Genomic DNA, 24,224 nt, shown 5'->3' with positions numbered 1-24,224 from the left:
CTATTTTCCCACACGATTTGACAAAGAACCATAACATCATGTATAACAAACTTACGTTATAATATATAAAAATTTAAAATCCAGACAATTTTTTGAAAGTGTTTTGAATTTAGTAAGGGGGTTGTAATGGTCAATCTAAAGTTTATAAAAAGCGAAATTTTATTGAACAAGTGAGAGAAAACCAAGATAAGAGACAAGCTTTAATTGAGAAAGCTAAAAGTCGCTTAAAATCACGTATAAAGGGTTCAACCCTAAAAATAAATAGTCTAACCAATCCAATCATGCAGTCGAAAAAGTAAGAAAAAAATTGTTAATATTGGGAAAAAACAGTGCATCAGCTGAAAAAAGAAATTGAGAATGAAGAACAAAAACGAGACAAGCAAAATCTGATAAAGATGTATTTGCGCAACAAAATTTGACCTTACAGGCAGAACTTTCAGAACAACGACTGCCTATGCTAAACTATTATCACAAAACCAAAAAAATTAGAACAAGTTGACAGCTTTCTATCGGAACTCAGTGGTGATAAAGCAAGTGAAACAGCCCCACCGTATGTTTTGTCAGCGATTTCTTTTTATACGGAATTATTATAATGTTGCCATGATACATTATAATAATTTTTGACATTCATTAAAATAACGTGTATAATTTAGTAGCAAGTAGCAAGTAGCAAGTAGCAAGTACACTAAAAAGAAAACGCTTACCTATGTTATCTACTCAACTTCTGTTTTGTGAATGACTAAGGGAGCGTGATGAATGACGACAGAACTAGAATTAGGAGCATTTTATAGGGAAACACGAGAAAGACTAGGTTATACGCAGCGTGATGTGGAATCTGCCTACTGTAATCACTCATTAATTTCACGTTTTGAAAATGGTGAAACAGTTTTACGGGCAGATAAACTCTTGCTAGCAATAAACGGTCTTGATATGACACCAACAGAATTTTTTGTATCACATGGTAATTATCAGCCGAATCGTTTACAGATTTTCAATCAAAAAATGAGTCGCTACATCATCATTGAAGATACAGAGGGCTTGAAAAAGTTACTGAAACCTAGAGCGAATAAAAAACAGGATAAAATCTTTAATATTTTGGTTAAATGTGCGATTTTTGATTTATCAGACGAGATGTTAGTGACGAACTCTGAACGTCAGTTTATTGGAGGACATTTTACTGAAATTAAGCAATGGACGATTCATGAGGTTAATGTTTTTGCTCAATGCTTAGAGGTGTTGGAAGATGCTGATGCTTATGATATAGGGCAAGATATACTCAAGAGCGACGAATATTCAAAGATAATAACTGCTAATGCAGAGACAGTTAAAAAAACTTTGTTGAATTTATATGTTCACTTAGTTTGTCACAGTAGCTATCGCTATGCTGATAAATTGAAGGAATCTATCAATCAGTTTATTACAGAGTGGGATATAGAAGAAAAGATTATCCTTTATCTTTTTGAAAAATTTTCTTTGTATAAACAAGAAAAAAGTCCTGAACTTTTGGAAGAGATACAGGACGATATTCAAAATTTAACTCGATACGGTGCGACTGGTATAGCGAAACGTTTAGCAATGTTTATTGAAAAGTCTTGCTAATGTTTCAGGTGGTTGTAACTTAACTATGATAAAACCATATAAGTGAGCACAATAAATTAAACATGAGTAACTCCTTTCTCTTGCTTGATATGTTTATTTTAACATAAGGTCAATTTATCATTTGATGAAGTGCATATTTGCACCACTCTTTCTTAAGGTGGTGCAAATATGCACTTTTTTAAATTTAGGAATTTTGGTATGATACACTAGTTTTATAAGTTTGAAGGGAGTGAATATGTCTAATTTATACTTGAATCCGTATTTAGATTTCTTTAAGTACGGAGAAAAATATATTATGCTAAATTATATGAGCGGTGCTTGTGATATTATAGATAAATCTACATATCAAGTAATTTCCAGAAGAAAATTTGAAGCATTAGATGGAACAGCTCTTAAATGTCTTTTTGATAGAAAATACCTCTTTCAAAATCAAAAAAAATTTCAAAAAGAAGTTGCGTTAATTGATGAGGTATTAGCATCTAAAAAAGTAGTTCCTAATTTTCTAATTATTCCTACCTATCGCTGTAATTTATCCTGTGGTTATTGTTTTGAAGCTGCTTATAAAATCACAGAAAATATGAGCTCTAATATTGAGTGGATTGAACAATGTTTAAATTCTATTGATGAGATTGTGACGCAATCAAAGAAAGATTTTGATTTTAATGATAAAGATGTTTATATTACGCTCATGGGTGGAGAACCATTACTTGCGCAAAATTATGAACAAGTTTCAGAGATTATGAATCAGATTACTAATCATGGTTACAGTTTTAATGTGATAACTAATGGGACAGATTTAGATGTTTATTTGGATGAGCTAATTCGTTTTGAATGTCAGAGTATTCAAATTACTTTAGATGGAAGTAAAGAAATTCATGACAATAGACGAATTTATAAAAACGGTAATGGAAGTTATGAAAAAATATTCCAAAATATTGAATTAGCACTTTCAAGAAATCTAAAAATTTATTTACGTGTCAATTTAGATAAAGACAATTTAGTGGATTTACCAAATTTAGCAAAGGAGTTATTGGATTATTTTGGAGAAAATGATAATTTAGTTCCTTATGTCTACCCAATGCAAGATGGAGGTTGTCTTGGTGATGGTGGTATTATTGATGAGATAGTCTGTATAGAGGAGATTCAGCTGTTAAATGAAAAGCATCCTCAGATGGCGTTATTTGATAAAAAATTTCATGCAAGTAGTTTTATGGATACAGTATTCCAGAATCAACAATTTGAGATGAAATTTAGAAATTGTAGTGCGACTAATAACCAGTATATTTTTGATTATAAAGGAAATATCTATAAATGTTGGTTTGGTATTGGTAATGCTAACTTTAAAATTGGTACATATGGCAAAGCGCTATCTCTAAATAGACAACAAGATGCACTTTGGAAAAATCGTAATATTAAGACACTTACAAAATGTCAATCTTGTAAATATCGTTATATTTGTGGCGGAGGATGTTTAAGTCATGTTATGACTAGTGCAGATGATGCTAAAAAGGAACGCTGTATTGATTTTTATCAAATAATTAAGGCACAGCTTAAAGGGAGGTTAGCTAAATGATTCAAAAGCGACCTACTCTTCTCTATTTTATCTATTTTTTAGCTTGTTTTAATCTGGTGAGCAGTGTTCAAACACTATATTTTACTCATGAGGGGATTAATTTTTTTCATATTGGACTTTTGATGTCAATTTTCCAAGTGACAAAACTAGTATCAGAGTTACCGACAGGTTATGTAGCAGATAAATTTGGAAAGAAACGGAGTGTGGTAGTAAGTGTTTTACTTGAGATAGTGGGTATGGTTCTTGCGTTATGCTTTCCTAATATGTTAGGTTTTACCCTTGCTATGATAGTAGGTGGCATTGCTTATACCCTATCATCAGGAGCTTTGGATGCTCTGCTTATTGAGGAGATGCTTGCAACTAAGACAAGAACTTTGGAACAGATTAATTCAGTAACGCGAGTTTTGTTTTATGTAGGTATGGGTTTATCAAGTCTTTTGGCAGGAATAGTTGCTAGTTTTGATTTCTATTGGATTTATATCGTGTCCATAGTGGTTCAGATATTACTCGTTTATTTGTTGGTAAGACGTCTTAAAGCGATTTCTGAGCAGGCTGAAGCAAATAAAATCATCAAAATAAGCTATATTTTTGAGTATTTAAATCAGCATAAAATCGTGACATATATATTAGGTGTAGATTTTACTTATGCCATTGCTTTTCTACCAATAGGTGTATTTTATATCAACTATTTATCTAGTCAAAGCGTCCCTATTTCTACAATAGGAGTACTTACAACTTTACAGTTGATAGGCTCTGCTATTCTCGGTATTTGGGCGTATAAGTTGTTAAAAAAATTTCCAGTTAGATATATACTGTTAGGTGGTCCTTTGATTGCTTTAGGCGTTTTATTTCTGTTCGCCATCTCTAAGGATGTCAAGTTAGGTATTGTATGCTACATTATGACTAGCGTTATATTTTGTTCTTATGCTCCAATTTTTTCAAAAATTTTTCATGAACACTTGGAAAATCATATTCGTGCGACAGTGATGAGTATTAGAAGTTTATTGTTTGCACTGGTTGGTTTAACTATGAACCCTTTATTTGGTTATTTGATTGAAAAAGTAGGATTTCAGACAACTTTTATGATAGCAATATTTTTATCAATTAGCCTTACTTGTATTAATGGTCTTATCTTCAAAAAGGTATTAGCGACATATTAGTCGATTTAATATAAATATGAAATGAAAGGAGAAGTACTATGAAAGCCATCAATGAAAAAATTGTTGTTTCTGAAACGGAAGTAATCGTTTCAGAAAGTGTTTGCATGTATGCTAACAAATAACAGACTAAGCAAGTCAACCTCGGTTGACTTCATTTTGAGGACAAGCTAGGAAGGTATTTTCTTGCTTGTTTTTTGAGGTGTTTGCTTACTTTAGAAAATTTCTCTGTTTATGAATTATTGGTACATTTACAAAAGCGCTTAGAAACAGAAGATTTGTCGTTATTTGATACGCTCACACGCTACTGATGCACTATGAAAAATTCTTGAGAAATGGGAGCCAAAAGACTTAGTCTCGCTATGGCTATGCTTTGAAAACCGGTGAAGTATGGTAGTTTCATGATATACAAACGGCTATCGTTTTTCCTTTGAAGGTTGATGAACGAAAGCCTTGTACTGCTTACCTAAAAAATGATGGGGCTATTAAGGTTATCATGAGTTCTGAGAGAAAATGTGCTATTTTAGTCTATATCATGTCTACACTCTCTGATACACGTAAAATGGCACGTCAAGATTATCAAAAAAAAATGATTCAGAAACAGCCTAAAAATCAGGAACCGCTACGTTTTCATCTCAGGATGTTGCCAAAATTGTGAAAGAACTAACCGTTTTAGTTAACAACGCTAAACGTGGCAAACACTATTTATCTGAGATGCACCATTCATGAAATATGCCACTTTAGATACCCTTACGAAAAGAGAGAAAAAGGCGTTTTCAAGAATATTGAATCACACGATATTGTGATTGTAGGTATCGAGGGTGTTCACCATTCAATTATGTATTATTTGAAAGCATATCATCCAGGATGAACGCATTCAAGTGATGTATAATCCTAAGAAAGGGGATGTGTTTGCAAGGACAAATTGATTAATATCAATGGTGTGGTGGGGGACAAGACAACCTAGAGATTGAAATGATTTCAGAGAAATTGATATGCTTTTCCTGACTAACTGAATCAGGAAAAGTTTATAGTCAAACATATTTGTCAAAATTAATAAAATTTGGTAGAATGGTAATATTCAGTAATGGTACAGTGAAAGGTTGAGGACGAAACAATGGCAAATTATACACCAGAAGAAGTGGAAAAAATTAAAGATAGAATTCTCTCGGCGTTGGAAAGCGTTATTGACCCTGAATTAGGGGTTGATATTATTAACCTAGGGCTTGTTTATGCCATTGAATTTGAAGATAGTGGTCGTACTGAAATTCAAATGACTTTGACAACAATGGGTTGTCCGCTTGCTGATCTTTTGACGGATCAAATCCACGACGCTATGAAAGAAGTGCCAGAAGTCACTGAAACGGAAGTTAAGTTGGTCTGGTATCCAGCATGGTCTGTTGACAAAATGTCTCGCTATGCGCGGATTGCTTTGGGCATTAGATAAGTTTATGAAATAAAGAATCCTGTTTGTATCAATAACGATGCAAGCAGGCTTTTTTTGAAAAAAGAGAGTTGAATTTTTTTACAATTTAAGAGTGATGAGATATAATTGACTGGTCAACTGTTGATACATCAAAAAATTTATGTAATAAAAAATAAAGGGGATAACTATGAAAATAGTCAATGCAAAATTTACTATTAAACCAGAAAAAAGAGAAAACTTTTTAGAAGATATTTTAAACTTAATTCAAGCCAGCCAAACTGATGCTGGATGTCTTGCTTACGATTTATTCGAATCACATACTGAACCAAACGTCTTTATGATGATTGAAAAATGGTCAGATGCGCAAGCACTAGAAAATCATAATAAGAACCAAACACTTTTAGCATTTGCTACAAAAGTGCCAGAGTATCTGTCACAAAAACCAGAAATTAGCGTCATGAACGACTAAATTCTGTAACATTTAGACTTTAATCACAATAGACTGAAGGCGTTTTGATGTACTCTTGAGAGGAAGCCCTCTCCTAGTCATAAGAGTTATCATGTTAGTTAATATTTTTCTGTTATAGGTAGCGTTAGGGATAACGATGATTTATCGGGATGCCACTAACAGAATAGAACCGATGGATCTAAAAATATTTAAAAATCAAAATGTATGTTGCTGTCGGCATATTTGCGCTTGTTCTAACATTTTGGTGTTTTATATAATCTCAAATCAGCCATTGGACTGATTTTTTTGACGTTTAAAATGGTAAAATAGGAGTATGAATAAATTTAAGCTTTTTATTATCATAGAAATTTTGTTGCTAGTGCTCTTGGGGATTTCGCTAGTTAGAAATCCATTCTTTCTGATTGTTCTTGGGATTGGACTATTTTTAGGCTATCTCTCTAGTCGCGTAAACTCATGGACTGCACAAAAAATCCTACAACAAATTGCCATTGGGTTTGGTGTTGTCGCTTTGATTATGTTTGTAGCAAATGGCTATACTTGGTTGGCTCTGCTCTTTCCAGTTATTGCTGCGATTCTTTTTTGGAAATCGTCAGGCACGACCTACACTTCAGTGAACGACCCTAGGGCTTTCAAATCAGAAGAGACAAGCTTTGAGCGTCGTGCTATTTTTGATAACCAATCTGAAAATACGGTGTCTCGCCTGTCAGGTAATGATGTCATTGATTTAGGTTGTACGACTTTTCAATCCACAGGGAATGATTTGATGATTAAAAAAGCCTCAGGTAATACAAAGATTATCGTACCTGATGATGTTGCTGTCATGCTTGATGTTACGGCACTTTCAGGCGTCGTCAAGATTTTTGATGACATTACCAAGGTTAATACAGAGCATGTCAGATATATGACGGATGAATTTGGCACATCTGATAAACGTATTCGGATTACTGTTCATGTTGGGCGCGGTAATGTTGAAGTTGTCAAAGGATAGGCAGGCAATATGATTTTAAAACGTAGTATTGTCGCGAGTTTCATCACTTGGTTCTTGATGACCTTGGGCGCAATTATTGCGCTCCTGAGCTTACTGGATATCAATTTATTTGATGTCAAAACGTCTTGGCTCACCCTAACTGTCTCGGCGGTTTTAACGCTGGTCTATGCTAGCTTCTTCTTATTGCAATATGGCGAGGAGAAGTCACGTTTGACACAGGATATTGATAAAATCCTAAATAACGAAAAACCAGAACTTGATATCCTACAAGGCTTATCTAAGCGTATGCAGGAGATGTCTCTGGAGTTGCAAACTCTCTCTGTCGCTCAAAATATTGAGCAGGCAGCGATTGTTGAGACTGAGCGCATTCGGATTTCTCGAGAATTGCATGATTCAGTCAGTCAAGAATTATTTGCGGCGACGATGATTTTATCGTCTGTGGTTGATAATCCGAACCTGACTTCGAAACAAATCACGAGTCAAGCAACTTTGACGCTGAAAATTTTGCATGAAGCACAAGATGAGATGCGAGCATTACTATTGCATTTACGGCCATCAGAGTTGGCAGATAAGACCTTGACTGAAGGTTTAAATGCACTAATAGATGAACTCCAAGCGAAAATATCAGCGAAAATATCAGCGAATATTGCGGAAATTAAAGCCGATAAAAATATTGAAAACAACATTTTCCGAATGACTCAAGAATTGTTATCTAATACGTTACGTCATGCCAAAGCACAAAATATCCATATTTCCTTTAGTCAAACAGCTGGGACTTTGGTGCTCGTGGTTAAGGATGATGGTGTTGGGTTTGATCCGACAGTAACTAAGACGGCTAGTCAAGGGTTGAAAAATATTAGGGAGCGGACACTTTCTTTGGGTGGGACAGTTGAATTGAATTCTGCACCTGGATCTGGAACAGTCGTTAAAATTATAATCCCCAAGGTAAAATAAGTTAGGAATGGATATGGAAAAAATAACAGTCATGCTAGTAGATGACCACCAAATGGTGCGCCTTGGGCTATCAAGCTATCTGAATATGCAGGAAGACTTAATCGTCGTGGCAGAGGCGGTCAATGGGTTAGATGGTATTCAGAAAGCCAGGCAACATCGACCGGATGTCATTTTGATGGATTTGGTCATGGAGGAAATGGATGGTATTGCTGCCTCAAAAGCTATTTTATCTGAAAATCCAGAGGTTAAAATTTTAATTTTAACAAGTTTTTTGGATGATGAAAAGATATTTCCAGCGCTTGAAGCTGGTGTTAAAGGCTACATTTTGAAAACATCTCAAGCGCATGAAATTGCGGCATCTGTTCGCAAAATTGCTGAAGGTCAAGATGTCCTTTCGGACAGTGTGCGAGCTAAAATTTATGAAAAACGACATGCGCAACCAGAGTTATATGAAGATTTGACGGCGCGTGAATCGGAGGTTCTAAAAGAAATTGCTAAGGGATTGTCTAATCAAGAAATTGCTGATGAACTTTATATTTCACTAAAAACTGTAAAAACGCATGTCTCTAATATCTTATCCAAGTTACAAGTAGAGGATCGGACGCAAGCAGCAATATATGCCATTAAGCACAAAATTGCTTGAAAATGATATAATAAAAACATGGAAAAATTACTAAATAGAGCAAAAGACATTAAAATCATTTTTTTTGATATTGATGATACGTTACGTGTGAAAGATACCGGTTATATGCCAGCGTCTATTCCACAAGTCTTTGCTGCACTTCGTGAAAAAGGAATTTTGACAGGGATTGCTACGGGCCGTAACTTATTTGGTGTCGTACCGGAAATTCGTGCACTTAATCCAGACTTTTTTGTGACAGCAAACGGTGCTTATGTAGCTGATGGTAAAGGTCAAATTATTTACGATAAACCTTTACCAGAAACTGTTGTGACGAACCTCGTTACTTGGTTAGAGCGTTCTGATGTTGATCATGTCTTTTACGGTTCTGATGCGGTCGTGGCATCGAAATGGACAGATCTGATGAGTGACGCGATTACACCTGTCTATGGTAAATTATCAGTTGATCCAGATTTTTATCAGACTCACGCTGTTTATCAGATGTTAACTCTATCTGAACAAGATGATCAGCTTGTCTTGCCTGATAATTTGGCAAAACAGGTTCGAATGGTTCGCTGGCATCAGCATTCATCTGACATTGTTCCAATGACAGGGAGTAAAGCTGAAGGTGTTCGTCGCGTTCTTGAACAATTAAGGCTCAGTGTTGACAATGTCATGAACTTTGGTGACGAACTCAATGATGTTGAACTGTTTGACCTTGGTGGACTTTCAGTTGCGATGAAAGTTTCTCACCCGAAAATTATGAAAATGGCAGATTATATCACTGATACCGTTGAAAATGATGGTATAGAAAAAGCTTTGAAAGCTCTAAATATCTTATAAATATAATAAATTAAAAGAGGAAAAATAATATGACAATCACTTACCCACAAACAGATTTAGAAAACTATACTGGTACAGTCGCAACAATTCACACTAATCTTGGTGATTTAAAGGTTAAATTGTTTGATGATTTAGCACCTAAAACAGTAAAAAACTTTGTTGAGTTGGCTGAAAAAGGCTATTATAATGGTGTGATTTTCCACCGTATCATCCGTGATTTCATGATTCAAGGTGGCGATCCAACTGGGACAGGCATGGGTGGTGAATCAATCTATGGTGAAAAATTTGAAGATGAATTCTCTGAAAATGTCTTCAACATCCGTGGTGCGCTTTCAATGGCCAATGCTGGTCCGAATACAAATGGCAGCCAATTTTTCATCGTTCAAAATGAAAACCTACCTTACGATAAATCTGCTCTTGTCAAAGGTGGTTGGCCAGAAGAAATTGCTGAAATCTACACAGCTGGTGGGACCCCACATTTGGATGGCCGTCATACTGTTTTTGGCCAATTAGCAAATGCTGAAAGTTTTGAAACACTTGATCGTATTGCAAAAGAACCAACAGGTTTCCAAGATAAACCAGAAAATGATGTTGAAATCATCGGCATTGATGTAGAGAAAAAATAAACCATGAATGATAAATCTATCAAAATTGGGGATATTGTTAAAGCTGAAATTACTGGCTTGCAAAAATATGGTGCCTTTGTCAAGTTTGGCAAATATCGTGGCTTAATTCATATCTCTGAAATTAAATCAGGGTATGTGGCAGATATTCATGATGTGATTGAGGTCGGTCAAACTTGTCAAGCGCAAGTGATTGATGTTGATGAGTTTAACGGAAAGATTTCATTGAGTTTGAGAACCCTCGAAAAAAAGCCGCAAACACATCACGCGCAACGAAGATTTCACTTTAATAATCCGTCCAATAAAATCGGATTTAAGCCCTTTACAGAGCAATTATCTGGTTGGGCAAAGGAACAAATGACTTATTTGAAAAGTCGTAAAGAAAATATCATTACTTAGTATCGAAACATGAGGTAACTAGCTAGTTTTGGCAACCCAAACGGAACTTGTGCCATTGTGTCTTAAACAGTTGATACAAATAATGAAAATAAGGAAATCAATGACTTTTATATAAGGTAAATAGGGTGGGAAAAGAGAGATATGAATGAAAAGGTTTTAAAAATCGTCCAGAAAATTTTTAATGTTATCTCGATCCTTGAGATTATTGCTTGTTTGATTGGCGGTTATTACCTTTATCGTATTGATATTTTACGAGATCCCCATGCGCTATCAGAGTTAGTCATGGCGCACTATATCTTAGGGCCTTTCATTTTCATTGGTTTACAAATTATTCAAGTCGTCATTCCGATTATTCCTGGAGGTATTACGACTGCAGCAGGCGTAATGATTTTCGGCCCCAATACAGGTTTCCTATATAACTATATTGGTATTGTCATAGGCTCGATTATTCTATTTCATATGGGACGTGTTTATGGCTCTGTCCTCGCCAAAACCTTTATCAAGGAAAAACACTATAATAAGTACATGGGGTGGGTAGAGAAAGGACAAAAGAAATATGATATTTTGTTTTTTATCGCCATTCTGTTGCCAGTCGCACCGGATGATGCCTTGGTATTAATCTCAAGTCAAACCAAAATGACCTGGAAATATTTCTTATTTACGATTTTTATTGGAAAACCCTTGCCAATCTACCTCTATTCTTACATTCTTATCCATGGTAGTGGGTTTCTTGCCAATCTATTGACCTAGTTAAAAACACATCAGTCAAATTTTTATTGACTGATGTGTTTTTTGTTATAACGGTCATAAAAGATGAAGCTAATCAAAGCGAGAATAAAGCAGAGAGCACCAAGTTTAAGACCTTGTGGGATAAACTTAAGCTTGACTGTATGCGTTCCCTTAGTTACCGGAATGGTCATGAAACCAGTTTGAGCTTGCTGGATTTTAACCGGCTTGTCATCTACTGTGGCAGACCATCCCTTGTCAAAAGGTAGTGTCAGAAATAAATCACCGTTGGTATTGGCAGTAACAGTGGTTACCAGACCATTCTTAATAGCTTTGGCTGTGACTTGATTCATTTTGAGTTTATGTATAGTCGATGTATAAGTGCTGATGGGCATGGTCCAAAATTCTGTCGTGTCAAAATTAACATAACGATTTTCTGGAAAAGTTAGTATGATATTGACGGATGTCTCCTGTTCAAAATAGCCAAGATTGATAAAGGCACCCGTATCGTTAGTATTGATATAAAAGATGCGACCATTGATGTTAACTTTGACATATTCAGCATCGGTATTTTGATAGGTCACATCAGATAATTTTAGATAGGCTTGTCCGCCTGCCGGTGCTGTTACCATATAGGAGAGTGTGATGTCCTCACTTCCTTTTTGAGTCAGCGTGACGCGACCCTTGCCTCCAGTAATCGTCCCTGTTGTTGATTCTTTATCCACATAAAATTGTTTGAAGAATGTTGTATCAGTTCCTGCCAATTGATTAACAAACTTGGTCTGATTTTCAAGGATATTTTTATCTGATAATTTGACATCTTGATAACCTTTTTCAACAAAAATAGCTGGTGGTAAGGCATAAGCATTCTGAGTCAGATTGGGAACATCTGCGTGAGCGATATTAAAACCATATTTTTCAGGTTGACTAGTATTGAGGTTATAACGAATATTAAAAATTGAATCCATCAACAAGGTATTTAAGGGATAGCGAAGATTGAGATTGGTGCCTGTTGATTGAAAACCGAGTAGATTGAGTGTGGCTGAAGACTTACGGTTTCTTACAGAAGAGAACTGTCCCAGAGATTTATAGCCGTATTTCATACCATCATTAGCTGTATCTGGCTTAGTTTCGTCCATCCGATAAAAGTCAGTATCGGATGCAATCGCTTTGGATGCTGGGAGAATTCTCTTAGTTTGTTCATCATAAGAAGTCCGAGAAGCGTAGTGCCATTCCTCAGAGATGCCATTGAGTTGATAATAGCCATTAATGCCTAATTCGAAAATCATAAAAACACTAATAAAAATTGGAAAGGCATTTGGCAAGAGCCATTTTTTTCTATCAGCCATGAGGATAATGAGATAAGCTAGGGCGAATAATAAGGTTAAGGAGATATTAAGGTTCTTAACATAGCTATAATGTCGGCTGAGGACTGTTGCAGTAAAGCCTGCTGTTAAAACAAACACAGTGAATCCAAGCCAACGTAGTCGAATTTCCGATAGTCGTGTAAGTGTCTCAGCAGCCATGAGAATGATTAAGAGGCTAAAGACAAAACTGTAACGATGGAGGAACATATTCGGTGTGTGCATACCTTGCCAAAAGAGGTCAAGTGGGCGCAGATAGAATGAGGCGATGATGAATCCGAGTAAGGCAGTATAGGCAAACTTTGTACGCAGGCGGATAGATTTGGTGGCAAAGAGTAGGCTTGCGAGAAGGAGTGGGAACAGACCGATGTACAGTGTTGGTACGGCGCCGTACTGGGTGGTGTCATAGCTTGCAATAAAGTTTTTGGCGAAGACATCAAAATACCACGATTTTTCTGTAAACAGTTCTGTGATTTTGGTAAAACTTTCACCGTTAGCTTTTAAATCCAGATACATAGGTAGAATTATGATGAGACTGGTGCAGCCTGCTAGAAGTGAAGTGATGACGAAATCAAGGCATTTACGGAAAGACAAGCCGTCAAAGCTGATTCTGACTAAGAAATAGCCGATGAGAAAGAGTGCCATCATAAAACCAAAATAGTAGTTTTGAATGAAAAGTAGGGTTAGACTGATGTAATATAGTCGCCGTTTGCCGTTTGCTATCATGCTGTGGAGACCGCAGATAATGAGAGGCATCCAGATGAAAGCATCAAGCCACATGATGATTTCGGACTGATTGACGATGAAACTCATGAGGGTGTAGGCACTGGATAAGCTGATAATGAGCCAATTGGATAGAGAGTGATACATATTTTTGAAGGCGACGAAGCTAGATAAGCCGATCAATCCGAATTTAAGTAGGGTAAGGAGATAGAGACCGTCTGGCATGTTTGCGGCATTAAAAAAATAGGTCAGCGGCATGAGTAGGCTGCCTAGATAGTAGGATGAAAAACTTAAAAAATTAAGGCCTAGACCACTGGTGAAGGTATAAAAGAAGCCCGAATCATGGTGTAAAATATCTGAAAATAGGGCATGAAAAGCAACGTATTGGTGATAGGCATCACCAGCTAAAACTGTCTTATCACTGCCCCAATAAATGCCCTGGAGGGCAAAGTTGATACCGATTGCAAGGAGGGGGATAAGGAAACTGATGAGTAGCGCTAATTTATTTTTCTTGATAAATGCTGACATAGGTTTATTGTACCATCTTTTGAAAAAAATATAGAGCGCTAGGTCATAAGAAAAGTGAAAGGCAATCTTGTTATTTGTTGTAAATTTTGGTAGAATTAATCTAATATGAGAAATTCGAAACCTACGCAAAATCAACCTATTAGTAAGGCCGCTGTCGCTGGTCTTATTTTGGCGATTATGCCAATCACAGCCCTGCCAGGACTGATTTTTAGCTTGACTGCTTTTGAACATATTGATGCGCATGATTTGAAAGGCCATCGATTTGCCAAACTTGGTACAATTATTTCAATTCTTTGGATGCTTGTTTTTATTGTTACTGGATTTTTCCTCTTCAGGTATTTTGGTTAAGGTAGGGTAACCAGAAAAATACAACATTTTAAATTTAACCTTTGGTTAAATCAATCGTTTATACTTTAAAAAAATTGGCATAGACCAATTTTTTTTGTTATAATGACACTATAAAACGTTTTCATTTTAGATTGAAAAAGTTTTAAAACATATTTTATGAGATTTAATAAGCAATGGCGCTAGACGCCTAATGGAGGAAACACATGGGAAAACTTGGCATTTCTATTTATCCAGAACGCAGCACATTTGAACAGGATAAAGCTTATCTTGACTTGGCGCATCAATATGGTTTTAAACGTGTCTTTACAAGTCTACTCGAAATCAATGGTGATAAGGATGAAGTCCTTGCAGGGTTTAAAAAGCCTGTTGACTATGCTAATTCACTCGGCATGGAAGTAATGGTTGATATTAACCCTGCGCTTTTTGAACAACTTGGTGTATCATACGATGATTTATCATTTTTCAATGATATGGGAGCTGATGGTATCCGTTTAGACCTTGGCTTTACGGGTGCTGAAGAAGCGAAAATGACACGCAATCCCTATGGTATCAAGGTTGAAATCAACATGAGCCAAGGGACGAACTATGTGGATAATATTATGAGCTATTCTCCAAATCCTGAACTCCTATTAGGTAGTCATAATTTCTATCCAATGCGTTATTCTGGCTTGGCACTGGATCATTTTATTTATTGCACCAAGAAATTTAATCAGTATAACTTAAACACCATGGCGTTTGTTAATTCACATGATGCGACATTTGGTCCTTGGCCTTTCAGCGATGGTCTTGTCAGTCTTGAGCGTCACCGTGATTTGGATATTGCAACACAAGTCAAGCATATGAAATTATTGGGTGGTATCAATGACATTACCATTGCCAATGCTTATGCAAGCGAAGCAGAAATCAAAGCCATGAGCGAGGCTTTCTTTGCTGCTGAGCCTGCTTTGAAAATCGTGCCAAGCGCCTCAATTACAGACAATGAACGTATCGTTCTGTTTGAGAGCGAGCATAGTTATCGTGGTGACCGCAGTGAATATATCTTACGCTCAACCATGACACGTGTGTGGCATAAAGATAAAGCATTTCCAGCGCATGATACCAGAGATATTAAACGCGGTGATATTTTGATTGGCAATGTCGCATTCGGTCAATACAAAGGTGAAACACAAATCGCACTTAAAGATATGCCAAATCAAGGTCAGATCAATGTTGTCGGTCGTATTTCTGATGATGAATTGTTCTTGCTTGATTATATCCAACCTTGGAGTGGTTTCACGTTTGAGGAAGTGAAATAAGCTTGAAGATATCAAAAAAAAAAAAACAGGTAACGTTTATTGTTATCTGTTTTTTATTTGCCTTTTTCTAGATTCAGCTAGCATTTTTAGCGGTCAGATAAAATATCGCTAATTGTGTACGGTCACGCAAATTTAATTTATCAAGGATGGTACTTAAATAGTTGCGAATGGTGCCTTCACTTAGGAACATTTGAATTGAAATTTCTTTATTACTGAGGCCATCAGCAACGAGGCTGATTAATTGATAGTCTTTGTCAGTCAGACCGTAATCTTCATAATTAAAGCTCGCTTGTGGGTCAGGTTGTTCGGTGTGTAGGAGTCCTGGTATTTTAGCGATGATTTCTGTTCCAAAGACGGTTTGTGATTTGCTGACAGCATTTAGCGCAGGCACGATGCTGCTATAATCTTGTTTGATGAGATAGCCTTTAACACCGTACTTGAGTGCCTGAATAATATACTCGTCGTCTGAGAAAGTGGTCAAGAGTAAGATTTTAGCATCTGGGTGCGGCGCTAGGATCGTTTTTGCAGCATCTAGTCCGCTCATTTTTGTCATTCGAATATCCATGAGTAAAATATCCGGCTTGAGTGTTTCAAAGAGTTGAATTGCCTCGCTGCCATCGTGGCCAATGCCTACAACGTCAATTTTGTCGACTTCTAAAATCATTTTTAAAGCGCTAGTGATAAGGGGATCATCATCCACGATTAAAACACGCATATTGGGCTCCTTTTAGGGTAGTTTCGGTTAGTGTTTGGGTATTTTGATATAGATTTTAAAGGCATTTTGTCTGTAAAAAGTGATATTACCCTTTAATTTCTTCACGCGCTCGGTCATATTGATTAAGCCGATACCTTGTGTATTGCTATTGAGCGGATTGGTAGGGATATCAGGCGAGGGCGTTTTGCCGTTATCTTCGATGATGACTTGGTAGAGTGTCTCAAATTCAGAGACAGTTAGTCGAACAAGTGTGGCATTACTATGTTTAATGACATTATTGAGCGCCTCTTTGACAATGGCAATGACATTATATTTTACCTCACGTGGGAGGGTTTTTGCCATATGATAAGAAAAATCGACGGGACAGAAAGTAAAATCTGTGATAAGTTCCTCAAGTGATTTTTTAAGATCTACAGCATCATCGTGCAAATCATGGACGCTTTTTCGGATGCTATCCATCGCCTCCCCTAGGGAACTATCCAGGCTATCGAAAGTCTCACGGAGACTGCTAATCTGATTTGTCATCTTCATCGCACCCGTGATTAAAATGGCGCGAGATAATAGATGACCGACATTATCATGAATCTCACGTGCGATACGATTCCGTTCCTTTAGGGTTGCGGCATAAATCTCATAGTCTTGTTTGTCTCTCAAGGTACGGTTTTTATCCTGTAATAAAAGCGTGAGCTCAGTACTATCATCTCGCGTTTTTTGAAGCTTATTTGTCAGCGTGTCTATTTGGCGCGTTTTTTCAGCAGCAAACTGATGACAAGGAACAGTTTATTTTGTCGTGATATTAAATGATAGATGACAAGTGGTGAAAAAAGGAGACATAGTGGACAGAAGAAAGAAAAAGCGAGAAATAAACTAGTGACAATCAAATACCGCCAATAATCACTTGTTTCTGTTAGTGTCATCAAAGCAAGGTAAATGACGGCAATAAGCAGTGCAATGACAAGTAAAGTATCTACTTTAATTGTACAAGCCAAAGCTAGACTGTAAATCATCAAGATGACTTGGTCGTTTACACGTCGCATGTCTATCCTCCATTCTTAATTAATTTTGAGTTTTTATTGGTTACTCCATTTTACACTGGATTCGTTCTAAAATCTAGCGATTTCTAAGATGGTGGCGAAGGTTCATGACATTTGTCACTTGATTGACTGACATATAGCACTTACTTTGCCTTGTATGATTAGTTATAATAAAAGTATAAATAAATGATTTTTTAGGAGGTAATTCTCATGATTCATATTGAAAATTTAGTAAAACGATACGGTGATGTCTTAGCGCTTGACCACTTAAATTTGGCTATCAAAGAAGGTGAGATATTTGGCTTGCTTGGTCCTAATGGATCGGGCAAAACGACTGCGATTAACTGTTTGTTAGCCTTGCTAAAATATGACAAGGGCGACATCACGATTTTTGGAAAACCGATGCGCGTTGACAGTTATGATATAAAACAAGAGATTGGTATTGTCATGCAGAATGTCGCTGTTTTTGAGCAAATGACAGTTTATGAAAATATTGATTATTTTTGTGGCTTGTATGTGAAAGATAAGACAAGACGTCAAAAAATGGTTCAAGAGGCGATTGCCTTTGTTGGACTGTCAGATTATGTTAAAATGTTTCCTAAAAAATTATCAGGCGGTTTATTACGTCGCTTGAATATTGCTTGTGGTATTGCGCATAAACCCAAACTCATTATTTTAGATGAACCGACGGTAGCTGTCGACCCTCAAAGTCGCAACAATATTTTAGAAGGTATTCAAGAGTTGAATCGTCAAGGGACAACGGTGATTTATACTTCTCACTATATGGAAGAGGTGGAACAAATCTGCACAAGGATTGCCATTATTGACCATGGTCGTGTGATTGCTGAAGGCTCAAGTGAAGAGTTGAAGCGTTTACTTAAGGTCGGTGAAACGATTAGCATAGACGATATTGTTTTAGAAGAATCTGATTTAGCAGCCATTCATAGCTTACCGCATGTCTTAGATTTGAGTTATCAGGGACGAACTTTAATGATTCGCTGTACGGGTTCCCAGCACAATTTGGTGCGAATTCTCGCACATTTGCAGGCACAAGAGATTGCATTTGGTCGTGTTTTGTCGGAATTGCCAACCTTAAATGATGTCTTTTTAGAAATTACTGGAAAGCAACTTCGGGATTGATGACTGGTGTATGATAATGAGAGATGAAATAGATATGAAACAAGTAAAAATAAAGCGTGGGAGGGAGGAACAATCATGAGACATTTATTGATCTATCGCTTAAAACAAACTTTGGGAGAACGGACAATTCTTTTTTGGACGATTGCTTTTCCGATGATTTTAGGTACTTTTTTCTTCATGGCTTTTGGAAATTTAGCTAAGAATGAAGAAGTTGTAACCGAAATTCCGATTGCCATGGTTGTAAGCAATCAATCAGCTCAGACCGAAACACAAAAAGCTTTCCTAACTGAGATGCAAAAGGAAAAGTTGATGACGATTAAGTCTTATCCAACAGAAAAAGTAGCCAAGGAAAAATTAGAGGCTGGCAAAATTAGCGGTTTATTTTATCTTGGACAAGAGTTAAGTCTGACTGTGACAAAATCTAGCTTGAGTACCAGTATTTTAAAGGTTGTTTTGGACAGCTACAATAAAAATGTCGCCATGATTTCCGATATTGCTAAAGCACATCCTGAAAACCTCCCAGCAGCCATTGCTGCACTGTCTGATTTGAAACCAGCGGTTAAAGCTGTGGCGCCTAATGGTAAAACAACATCGAGCTTTATGCAATATTTTTTTGCACTAATTGCTTACGCTTGTTTATCGGGTATCTTTTTAGGTGTGAACAATAGCTTTGAAAGTCAAGCCAATCTTTCTGCCTTGGGTGCAAGAAGAAGTATTTCGCCAACGCCAAAACTTACTTTGATTTTAGTTGATTTCATAACGATTTTGGCGGTTGATTTTGTCAGTGTCTTGCTATTAACGCTTTATATTACGAAAGGATTTGGTATTAGTTTAGGCGATAATATGTTAGGAATTATTGTGACGGTACTGATGGGCTGTGTGATTGGTGTTTCCTTAGGTATCGTATTAGGTGCCTCTAATCATGTTTCAAGAAATCTAAAAATGGGATTGACCGTTGCTTTGACTTTGGTACCGTCATTTTTTGCGGGTTTGATGTTTGAAAATATGGGGATTATTGTCGAAAAGTACTTCCCTCTACTCAATCGTATTAATCCTGCCGCACTTTTGGCTGATGCCTTTTATTGTTTGAGTGTCTATGATAATCCAGCTCGCTATGCTAGAGATATGTGGACCTTAGCGATAATGAGTGTCGTCTGTATTGCCTTAGCTTTTAGTCTATTAAGGAGGGAGCGTTATGACAGTATTTAAAGGATTTCTACTTTTACTCAAACGAGAAGCTAAATCTGTTAGTCTCTATCTCGTTATTTTCATAGCTATGGCTGTTATGACCCAATTATCAATGGGGGATAATCAACCAACATCCACCTTTAAAAGCATGAGTACACGCATTGCGATAGAGGATAAAGACCAGAGTGACCTTTCTAAAAGTTTAGTAAACTATCTTGAGAAAACACAAAGTGTTAAGCGTGATTTGAACATTAGTACACCTGATATGATTCAAGAAAATCTCTATTATAGTAATGTTTACAGTGTCATCAAAATTCCTAAAGGTTTTGAAAAAGACTATTTTGACAAGCAAACACCCTTAACCCTGATTAATAAACCAGGATTTGATAGTACCTATGTGACCAGTCAAGTAGACCAATTTCTAAAAAGCGTTAAAGTCCTTCATGAAAGTGGTGACACTGTGGCGCAAGCCGTTCAAAAAGTTCAGCGCTATGACAGCCAAAAGTCCAGAGTCACGCTGATAGCCCAAAATAAAAGTGGTGGCGAAATGCCCTACCATAATTATCTTTTCCAATATCTGCCTTATATTTTGATTTCTATGACCAGCTATTCGCTCGGCATCATCTTAATCATCTATGCGGAACCAGATAAAAAAAGAAGAATGCTTTGCGCCCCAGTTTCTTATCGGTCTATGAATTTGCAACTCATGTTAGGTGCGGCAGTTATCGGTACTGGTCTATGGTTGATTTGTGGCGTTGCACTACCGACTATTTTAAGTGCTAAGACATTTTTGTCAGACCCTAACCTCCCCTATTATTTGCTCAATGTCGGTTTGATGATCTTGGTTTCGTTGGCACTTTCTTTCTTGGTAAGTAAACTCATCCAAAGGATCAATATCATCTCAAGCGTTACCAATGTTCTTGCGCTGGGGATGAGCTTCCTCTGTGGGGTGTTTGTCCCACTATCTGTTTTAAGTCCTACTATTAAAAAAATAACGCAATTTTTACCGGTCTATTGGTATGAAGTGACGAATGAACTCATTGGTTATCAGACGACTTTCAATGCCTCACAAAAATGGGAACTTTACAAAGGCTTTGGTATTCAGCTGTTGTTCGTCATTGCATTGCTGAGTCTAGGCATGCTAGTTGGCAAGTTGAGAGAGCAGAAAATTTAGTTTAAAAGTTAGAATGCCACAAAGAACATTAAAAATAGCTAAATAATAAATTCTAAAAGCAGAGTTCGTATTGATAGAACTCTGCTTTTTGTATCTTTTAATGGCCATAAGACCTGAAAAACATTGATTTTAGGCTTACCTAATTAATCAATGTGCGATCTTTATATTTAATACAAAAATAAATCGTCATAAAATTTTGACAAAGAGTAGATATTTTGTGATAATAATTTTATATAATTATAGTAATTTAATTTTGTATTATAAAAAAAGGAGACAAAATGGTTCAAATAGCTAGTAGCATCGAACAAGCTGAGAGTGCAGTGAGAGAATTGGTGGGTGTCGATATTCACCAAGAACGAAATGAGCAGTTTCAAGCCAGTTATTCAAGCGATATCTCTGCTATGACAAACGCTCAAACAATTTGTAATAGTATTTTTTCAGGCACAACCGATTTGTGTCAAGTTGTGCTAACACAAGCGAATAAGTTCCCAGAGTTAGCTCGTTTGGTAGAACAAAGAGATAGAGAGGACGCAAACAAATGGTAAATCGTGATAAGAGTGCAGATGAACGTTTTCAATATAATGTCAAAATTCAACATCATGAGCAACAAATGGATGAGTTTTCACATGATTTTTGTCGTTATCTTGAACAACTTTCAAGAACGCGTGATACTTTGCGTCGAAATTTCGAAAGTGAAATGTCTTTGAGAGAAGAAAGTCGAGATAGAAATGCAAAATATGATAGTGCTTTAGAAGAAACACAGTACCATTTTAGACAACGTTTGAGACTATTTGATGAGCAATTAGAAACAGGCGAACACCTTCGCCACAAAGCTATGCACCAGTTAGATGATGAACGAGAGCAGTTATTGAAAGAGAGGAACAGCTTGCCATGGGAATAAAATATAGTCAAAGTGAATCGCAAGAGTTGATGAAAAAATTATTAGCGAATGTGGCTGTCGCTGATAATATTACAAATCGTTTATCTAAAGGGAGCAGTCATCTTCAACAAGTGGTACGTGACAAAAACAGTGGCTTGTCAGGTGCAGCTTATACAGCAGGTGCTGATTTGTTTTCTAAGATTGATACGCTCATTCAAAAATATACTGCCGCAGTTGATGATGTACGTTCAGATGTGCAAGCCTATCAAACGGCTGAAATGATGTTAAATGGTGAACCAGCGATTGATGAAACGGCAGTTATGCGCATACTAGATTTAAAGAATAGTGATTTGCGTGAATTGGAAGAACAATTAAGAGTCAATCAACAGTTTTTATTTAGTCAAGTGTTAGTTGGTGCTGTCCTAGAGGCTTGGTTATTGCCGTATAATCAGGAACTTAGCAGACAAATTGAGCAAGTGAAAGAGGCTATTCGCCATGAAGAAGAACGACTAAAAAGACTACACCAGTTTGTGAGTCAAGTTTCTAGTTTGTTTACAGACAGTGTGGACGCCTTTAACTTAGCCTCTAAAGGTGTTTCTGTTTTTAATCAAACGAGGGTAGACAGTGCGGGCTATGCTTATTATCCTACAGGTAGCGATATGAAGTGGTTGAGCGAGCTTGAAGAAAATGAGTTTGGCTCGTATTCGATTGCTCGCCCGAAAAATATGAGTGATGAAGATTTTGCGGATTATGTCGAAAAGGTGAATAAACAAGCAAAAACGCTTGAAAATGAACATTGGGGCAAGGCAGGTGTCGCAAGCTATCTGAAATATTTAGATGAAAATGTTGCGAATTTTGACAATCCTCTGGTTGAGGTGGATACAGCTTATAAACGCTTGCATATGGTTGGCTCAGATGTGTTTACTTTTGTCGTCGAAAATGCCTATCCTTATGATGCCAAGAATCCTAATTTTAGCAAGGAACAGTGTGCCAAAGAAACTTTAGATATGGTCTATGCAGTGCTTGGTGCGGATATTGATGACAATAATTTTTTACAATTAGACAATGTGATGAATGGGAAGTATCAATTCCCGACAGAAAAGCAAGATGTTGCGCAATATTTTGAGTTTACGGATAGTTTCTCAAAGTTAATTCAAAACAAATATCCTGAGGATAAAAAGTTAGATGATGTCAAAGACCACCAAATGCGGTATTGGTTGGATAAACCGATTGTTGAGTATATCAATAATAAATTACCAGTCGGCGAGGGGGAAACGAAAGCTTCTGCTTATTTGAAGTGGTTGGATGAAATGGAGATTGTGCCGGGAAATCCGGCAGCGGGGTACCATAATCGGATATTAAATAAGAAAAAGGAACCTCATCCTAAAAATGAAAAGATTACAGCTAATCATATTGAAATCATTTTCACGCATGATTGTAATAACACGGTTAGCATGTGGAACCACTTAAAAAAAGATGATACAGGACTTCGATATGATACCAATCCAGAACGTTACACAGACGATTACCAAAATATAGCCAATACGGATTCTGCCAACTATGCCGACCCTAAGATTGAAAATGGAAAATTTGTAAATAGTGGCGAGCAACATGACTCTTTGGATGTGGACTTTCCAACAAATTGTGAGCCTAAGTTGAGAGAAGAAGCAAAAAGTGAATATAAAAAAACACCAGCTTATAAAACAGATTTGGAGAAAATTAGAGGTGGAAAATGAAATTGAAAGATAAATTTCTTACCAACTTGATTTTATTGTTAGCGTTTATGAGCGTTTTGAGTATTTTAGTGTCTTGTAATCAGAACAAGAAAGGAATAAATTCAATGTCAAACAATGAAAAAGTTACAAAAATAAAAATCGGTGAAACCTATACAATGTCTTGGAGTAAATCTGAAATGATAGAAAATGACAAGAGTTTTGATTATATAAAATTGTTGGATGATAAAACATTTATGTATGTTAGTGATGATACACAACACTCTAAAGAATATTATAGAGCAGATGGAGATAACAAAGTTATTTCGATTGAGGCAGGAACCTATGAAAAAGAGGGAGATAATTTTATTCAAAAAACTTATCTTTCTTATCAAACTTTGGTTTTTTCGCCAGATATTGATGTTAAAAAGGGAGCTACTGGAAGTGTTCGTAGTTTTATGGCTGGAAAAGAAGAAAAATTATTTGAAATTGCGGGGGGGACAGCTATCGAAAAACACGGCGATTATTATCGCATAAATACTGTTGATTTAAAAGGCGCTCCATCCGATGCTTTGCGCATTTCAGATGTCAAATTACCAGATACAGTTGAGGAATTTCTTTCTCAGTATAAATTAACGTCAGATGTTAAGCCTCAATCTTATGAGAGAACACCAGAAGGACAAGAAAAAAAAGAGAAAATGTTTGATTTGTCAAACTTTCCAGTGCATAGAGAAGATGATGGGACAA

26 protein-coding genes are annotated in these 24,224 nt (G+C 36.5%); 22 read left to right on the top strand and 4 right to left on the bottom strand.

Features of this window, described 5'->3' with window-relative positions:
- The first annotated feature begins 756 nt into the window (after positions 1–756).
- The 13 genes from RR45_RS09590 to RR45_RS09530 all read left to right on the top strand — a co-directional run bounded on the left by RR45_RS09590 (position 757) and on the right by RR45_RS09530 (position 11,400).
- On the top strand, positions 757–1,599 hold the full coding sequence (locus RR45_RS09590) for a helix-turn-helix domain-containing protein (RefSeq protein ID WP_031365805.1): 843 nt from the start codon (positions 757–759) through the stop codon (positions 1,597–1,599).
- A 235-nt stretch (positions 1,600–1,834) separates the two neighbouring features.
- Entirely contained in the window at positions 1,835–3,172 is a 1,338-nt protein-coding gene (locus tag RR45_RS09585; RefSeq protein WP_031365804.1) for a radical SAM/SPASM domain-containing protein, read from the top strand.
- Complete coding sequence (locus RR45_RS09580; RefSeq protein ID WP_031365803.1) at positions 3,169–4,332, top strand: MFS transporter; 1,164 nt, start codon at positions 3,169–3,171, stop codon at positions 4,330–4,332. The genes RR45_RS09585 and RR45_RS09580 overlap by 4 nt, the downstream gene beginning before the upstream one ends.
- Before the next feature lie 532 nt (positions 4,333–4,864).
- Positions 4,865–4,987, top strand: a complete 123-nt coding sequence (locus tag RR45_RS11545) for a hypothetical protein (protein WP_279625285.1) — start codon at positions 4,865–4,867, stop codon at positions 4,985–4,987.
- 459 nt (positions 4,988–5,446) lie between these two features.
- A complete protein-coding gene (locus RR45_RS09570) occupies positions 5,447–5,776 on the top strand; it encodes a metal-sulfur cluster assembly factor (RefSeq protein WP_003136980.1) in 330 nt (109 codons plus the stop codon).
- A gap of 166 nt (positions 5,777–5,942) precedes the next feature.
- The gene (locus tag RR45_RS09565; RefSeq protein ID WP_031365802.1) at positions 5,943–6,224 is read left to right on the top strand and encodes a putative quinol monooxygenase; all 282 of its coding nucleotides are present in this window, start codon (positions 5,943–5,945) and stop codon (positions 6,222–6,224) included.
- Between the two features lie 313 nt (positions 6,225–6,537).
- Positions 6,538–7,212 (top strand): cell wall-active antibiotics response protein LiaF, encoded by a 675-nt coding sequence (liaF, locus tag RR45_RS09560; protein WP_084463333.1) that lies wholly within the window; start codon positions 6,538–6,540, stop codon positions 7,210–7,212.
- 9 nt (positions 7,213–7,221) lie between these two features.
- Positions 7,222–8,166 (top strand): sensor histidine kinase, encoded by a 945-nt coding sequence (locus RR45_RS09555; RefSeq protein WP_072353392.1) that lies wholly within the window; start codon positions 7,222–7,224, stop codon positions 8,164–8,166.
- Positions 8,167–8,179: 13 nt separating this feature from the next.
- Positions 8,180–8,809 carry a response regulator gene (locus RR45_RS09550; protein WP_031365799.1) on the top strand — a complete coding sequence of 210 codons (630 nt, stop codon included), beginning with the start codon at positions 8,180–8,182 and terminating at the stop codon, positions 8,807–8,809.
- An 18-nt stretch (positions 8,810–8,827) separates the two neighbouring features.
- Positions 8,828–9,628, top strand: a complete 801-nt coding sequence (locus tag RR45_RS09545; RefSeq protein WP_031365798.1) for a Cof-type HAD-IIB family hydrolase — start codon at positions 8,828–8,830, stop codon at positions 9,626–9,628.
- A 35-nt stretch (positions 9,629–9,663) separates the two neighbouring features.
- On the top strand, positions 9,664–10,254 hold the full coding sequence (locus RR45_RS09540) for a peptidylprolyl isomerase (RefSeq protein ID WP_031365797.1): 591 nt from the start codon (positions 9,664–9,666) through the stop codon (positions 10,252–10,254).
- Positions 10,255–10,257: 3 nt separating this feature from the next.
- Positions 10,258–10,650 (top strand): CvfD/Ygs/GSP13 family RNA-binding post-transcriptional regulator, encoded by a 393-nt coding sequence (locus RR45_RS09535; RefSeq protein WP_031365796.1) that lies wholly within the window; start codon positions 10,258–10,260, stop codon positions 10,648–10,650.
- Positions 10,651–10,791: 141 nt separating this feature from the next.
- Positions 10,792–11,400, top strand: a complete 609-nt coding sequence (locus tag RR45_RS09530) for a TVP38/TMEM64 family protein (protein WP_031365795.1) — start codon at positions 10,792–10,794, stop codon at positions 11,398–11,400.
- Between the two features lie 23 nt (positions 11,401–11,423).
- On the opposite strand, the gene RR45_RS09525 is transcribed toward RR45_RS09530, so the two are convergent.
- Entirely contained in the window at positions 11,424–13,991 is a 2,568-nt protein-coding gene (locus RR45_RS09525) for a YfhO family protein (protein WP_031365794.1), read from the bottom strand.
- 105 nt (positions 13,992–14,096) lie between these two features.
- Between RR45_RS09525 and RR45_RS09520 the strand changes: the two genes are divergently transcribed.
- Together RR45_RS09520 and RR45_RS09515 are read left to right on the top strand one after the other, a co-directional pair.
- Entirely contained in the window at positions 14,097–14,339 is a 243-nt protein-coding gene (locus tag RR45_RS09520; RefSeq protein ID WP_031365793.1) for a DUF4190 domain-containing protein, read from the top strand.
- A gap of 203 nt (positions 14,340–14,542) precedes the next feature.
- Positions 14,543–15,634, top strand: a complete 1,092-nt coding sequence (locus tag RR45_RS09515; RefSeq protein WP_031365792.1) for a DUF871 domain-containing protein — start codon at positions 14,543–14,545, stop codon at positions 15,632–15,634.
- A gap of 73 nt (positions 15,635–15,707) precedes the next feature.
- Here RR45_RS09515 and RR45_RS09510 read toward each other — a convergent pair whose 3' ends face one another.
- From RR45_RS09510 to RR45_RS09500, 3 genes are all read right to left on the bottom strand, one after another.
- Entirely contained in the window at positions 15,708–16,349 is a 642-nt protein-coding gene (locus RR45_RS09510; protein WP_031365791.1) for a response regulator transcription factor, read from the bottom strand.
- Positions 16,350–16,376: 27 nt separating this feature from the next.
- The gene (locus RR45_RS09505; protein ID WP_208601300.1) at positions 16,377–17,003 is read right to left on the bottom strand and encodes a sensor histidine kinase; all 627 of its coding nucleotides are present in this window, start codon (positions 17,001–17,003) and stop codon (positions 16,377–16,379) included.
- An 80-nt stretch (positions 17,004–17,083) separates the two neighbouring features.
- Positions 17,084–17,386: a hypothetical protein gene (locus RR45_RS09500; RefSeq protein ID WP_031365789.1), complete on the bottom strand. Its 303-nt coding sequence runs from the start codon at positions 17,384–17,386 to the stop codon at positions 17,084–17,086.
- A gap of 207 nt (positions 17,387–17,593) precedes the next feature.
- Between RR45_RS09500 and RR45_RS09495 the strand changes: the two genes are divergently transcribed.
- The 7 genes from RR45_RS09495 to RR45_RS09465 form a co-directional block, all read left to right on the top strand.
- Positions 17,594–18,523 carry an ABC transporter ATP-binding protein gene (locus RR45_RS09495; protein ID WP_031365788.1) on the top strand — a complete coding sequence of 310 codons (930 nt, stop codon included), beginning with the start codon at positions 17,594–17,596 and terminating at the stop codon, positions 18,521–18,523.
- A 75-nt stretch (positions 18,524–18,598) separates the two neighbouring features.
- Positions 18,599–19,732, top strand: coding sequence for an ABC transporter permease (locus tag RR45_RS09490; protein ID WP_072353394.1), 1,134 nt, complete (start codon positions 18,599–18,601; stop codon positions 19,730–19,732).
- Positions 19,719–20,885: an ABC transporter permease gene (locus RR45_RS09485; protein WP_031365786.1), complete on the top strand. Its 1,167-nt coding sequence runs from the start codon at positions 19,719–19,721 to the stop codon at positions 20,883–20,885. The genes RR45_RS09490 and RR45_RS09485 overlap by 14 nt, the downstream gene beginning before the upstream one ends.
- A gap of 278 nt (positions 20,886–21,163) precedes the next feature.
- Entirely contained in the window at positions 21,164–21,430 is a 267-nt protein-coding gene (locus RR45_RS09480; RefSeq protein ID WP_031365785.1) for a hypothetical protein, read from the top strand.
- Complete coding sequence (locus tag RR45_RS09475; RefSeq protein ID WP_031365784.1) at positions 21,424–21,786, top strand: hypothetical protein; 363 nt, start codon at positions 21,424–21,426, stop codon at positions 21,784–21,786. The genes RR45_RS09480 and RR45_RS09475 overlap by 7 nt, the downstream gene beginning before the upstream one ends.
- Complete coding sequence (locus tag RR45_RS09470; RefSeq protein WP_031365783.1) at positions 21,777–23,501, top strand: DUF3114 domain-containing protein; 1,725 nt, start codon at positions 21,777–21,779, stop codon at positions 23,499–23,501. Before RR45_RS09475 ends, RR45_RS09470 begins: the two co-directional genes overlap by 10 nt.
- Positions 23,498–24,224: hypothetical protein (locus RR45_RS09465; RefSeq protein ID WP_143465086.1), on the top strand; the 727-nt coding region annotated here is incomplete at its 3' end. The genes RR45_RS09470 and RR45_RS09465, both read left to right, overlap by 4 nt.

Origin of the sequence: Pseudolactococcus chungangensis CAU 28 = DSM 22330 (genome assembly GCF_002441885.1) — a bacterium.
Classification (GTDB): domain Bacteria; phylum Bacillota; class Bacilli; order Lactobacillales; family Streptococcaceae; genus Pseudolactococcus; species Pseudolactococcus chungangensis.
The sequence above is the reverse complement of the archived record's forward strand: the minus strand, read 5'-3'. Positions and strand labels throughout refer to the sequence as shown.

What these genes read in the sequence shown, in the direction of transcription:
- RR45_RS09510 (WP_031365791.1), bottom strand. Translation starts at nt 16,349, where the DNA reads ATGCGTGTTTTAATCGTGGATGATGATCCCCTTATCACTAGCGCTTTA.
- RR45_RS09550 (WP_031365799.1), top strand. Translation starts at nt 8,180, where the DNA reads ATGGAAAAAATAACAGTCATGCTAGTAGATGACCACCAAATGGTGCGC.
- RR45_RS09590 (WP_031365805.1), top strand. Translation starts at nt 757, where the DNA reads ATGACGACAGAACTAGAATTAGGAGCATTTTATAGGGAAACACGAGAA.
- RR45_RS09525 (WP_031365794.1), bottom strand. Translation starts at nt 13,991, where the DNA reads ATGTCAGCATTTATCAAGAAAAATAAATTAGCGCTACTCATCAGTTTC.
- RR45_RS09545 (WP_031365798.1), top strand. Translation starts at nt 8,828, where the DNA reads ATGGAAAAATTACTAAATAGAGCAAAAGACATTAAAATCATTTTTTTT.
- RR45_RS11545 (WP_279625285.1), top strand. Translation starts at nt 4,865, where the DNA reads ATGTCTACACTCTCTGATACACGTAAAATGGCACGTCAAGATTATCAA.
- RR45_RS09535 (WP_031365796.1), top strand. Translation starts at nt 10,258, where the DNA reads ATGAATGATAAATCTATCAAAATTGGGGATATTGTTAAAGCTGAAATT.
- RR45_RS09475 (WP_031365784.1), top strand. Translation starts at nt 21,424, where the DNA reads ATGGTAAATCGTGATAAGAGTGCAGATGAACGTTTTCAATATAATGTC.
- RR45_RS09565 (WP_031365802.1), top strand. Translation starts at nt 5,943, where the DNA reads ATGAAAATAGTCAATGCAAAATTTACTATTAAACCAGAAAAAAGAGAA.
- RR45_RS09530 (WP_031365795.1), top strand. Translation starts at nt 10,792, where the DNA reads ATGAATGAAAAGGTTTTAAAAATCGTCCAGAAAATTTTTAATGTTATC.
- RR45_RS09520 (WP_031365793.1), top strand. Translation starts at nt 14,097, where the DNA reads ATGAGAAATTCGAAACCTACGCAAAATCAACCTATTAGTAAGGCCGCT.
- RR45_RS09555 (WP_072353392.1), top strand. Translation starts at nt 7,222, where the DNA reads ATGATTTTAAAACGTAGTATTGTCGCGAGTTTCATCACTTGGTTCTTG.
- RR45_RS09585 (WP_031365804.1), top strand. Translation starts at nt 1,835, where the DNA reads ATGTCTAATTTATACTTGAATCCGTATTTAGATTTCTTTAAGTACGGA.
- liaF (WP_084463333.1), top strand. Translation starts at nt 6,538, where the DNA reads ATGAATAAATTTAAGCTTTTTATTATCATAGAAATTTTGTTGCTAGTG.
- RR45_RS09515 (WP_031365792.1), top strand. Translation starts at nt 14,543, where the DNA reads ATGGGAAAACTTGGCATTTCTATTTATCCAGAACGCAGCACATTTGAA.
- RR45_RS09490 (WP_072353394.1), top strand. Translation starts at nt 18,599, where the DNA reads ATGAGACATTTATTGATCTATCGCTTAAAACAAACTTTGGGAGAACGG.
- RR45_RS09500 (WP_031365789.1), bottom strand. Translation starts at nt 17,386, where the DNA reads ATGCGACGTGTAAACGACCAAGTCATCTTGATGATTTACAGTCTAGCT.
- RR45_RS09570 (WP_003136980.1), top strand. Translation starts at nt 5,447, where the DNA reads ATGGCAAATTATACACCAGAAGAAGTGGAAAAAATTAAAGATAGAATT.
- RR45_RS09485 (WP_031365786.1), top strand. Translation starts at nt 19,719, where the DNA reads ATGACAGTATTTAAAGGATTTCTACTTTTACTCAAACGAGAAGCTAAA.
- RR45_RS09470 (WP_031365783.1), top strand. Translation starts at nt 21,777, where the DNA reads ATGGGAATAAAATATAGTCAAAGTGAATCGCAAGAGTTGATGAAAAAA.
- RR45_RS09480 (WP_031365785.1), top strand. Translation starts at nt 21,164, where the DNA reads ATGGTTCAAATAGCTAGTAGCATCGAACAAGCTGAGAGTGCAGTGAGA.
- RR45_RS09580 (WP_031365803.1), top strand. Translation starts at nt 3,169, where the DNA reads ATGATTCAAAAGCGACCTACTCTTCTCTATTTTATCTATTTTTTAGCT.
- RR45_RS09495 (WP_031365788.1), top strand. Translation starts at nt 17,594, where the DNA reads ATGATTCATATTGAAAATTTAGTAAAACGATACGGTGATGTCTTAGCG.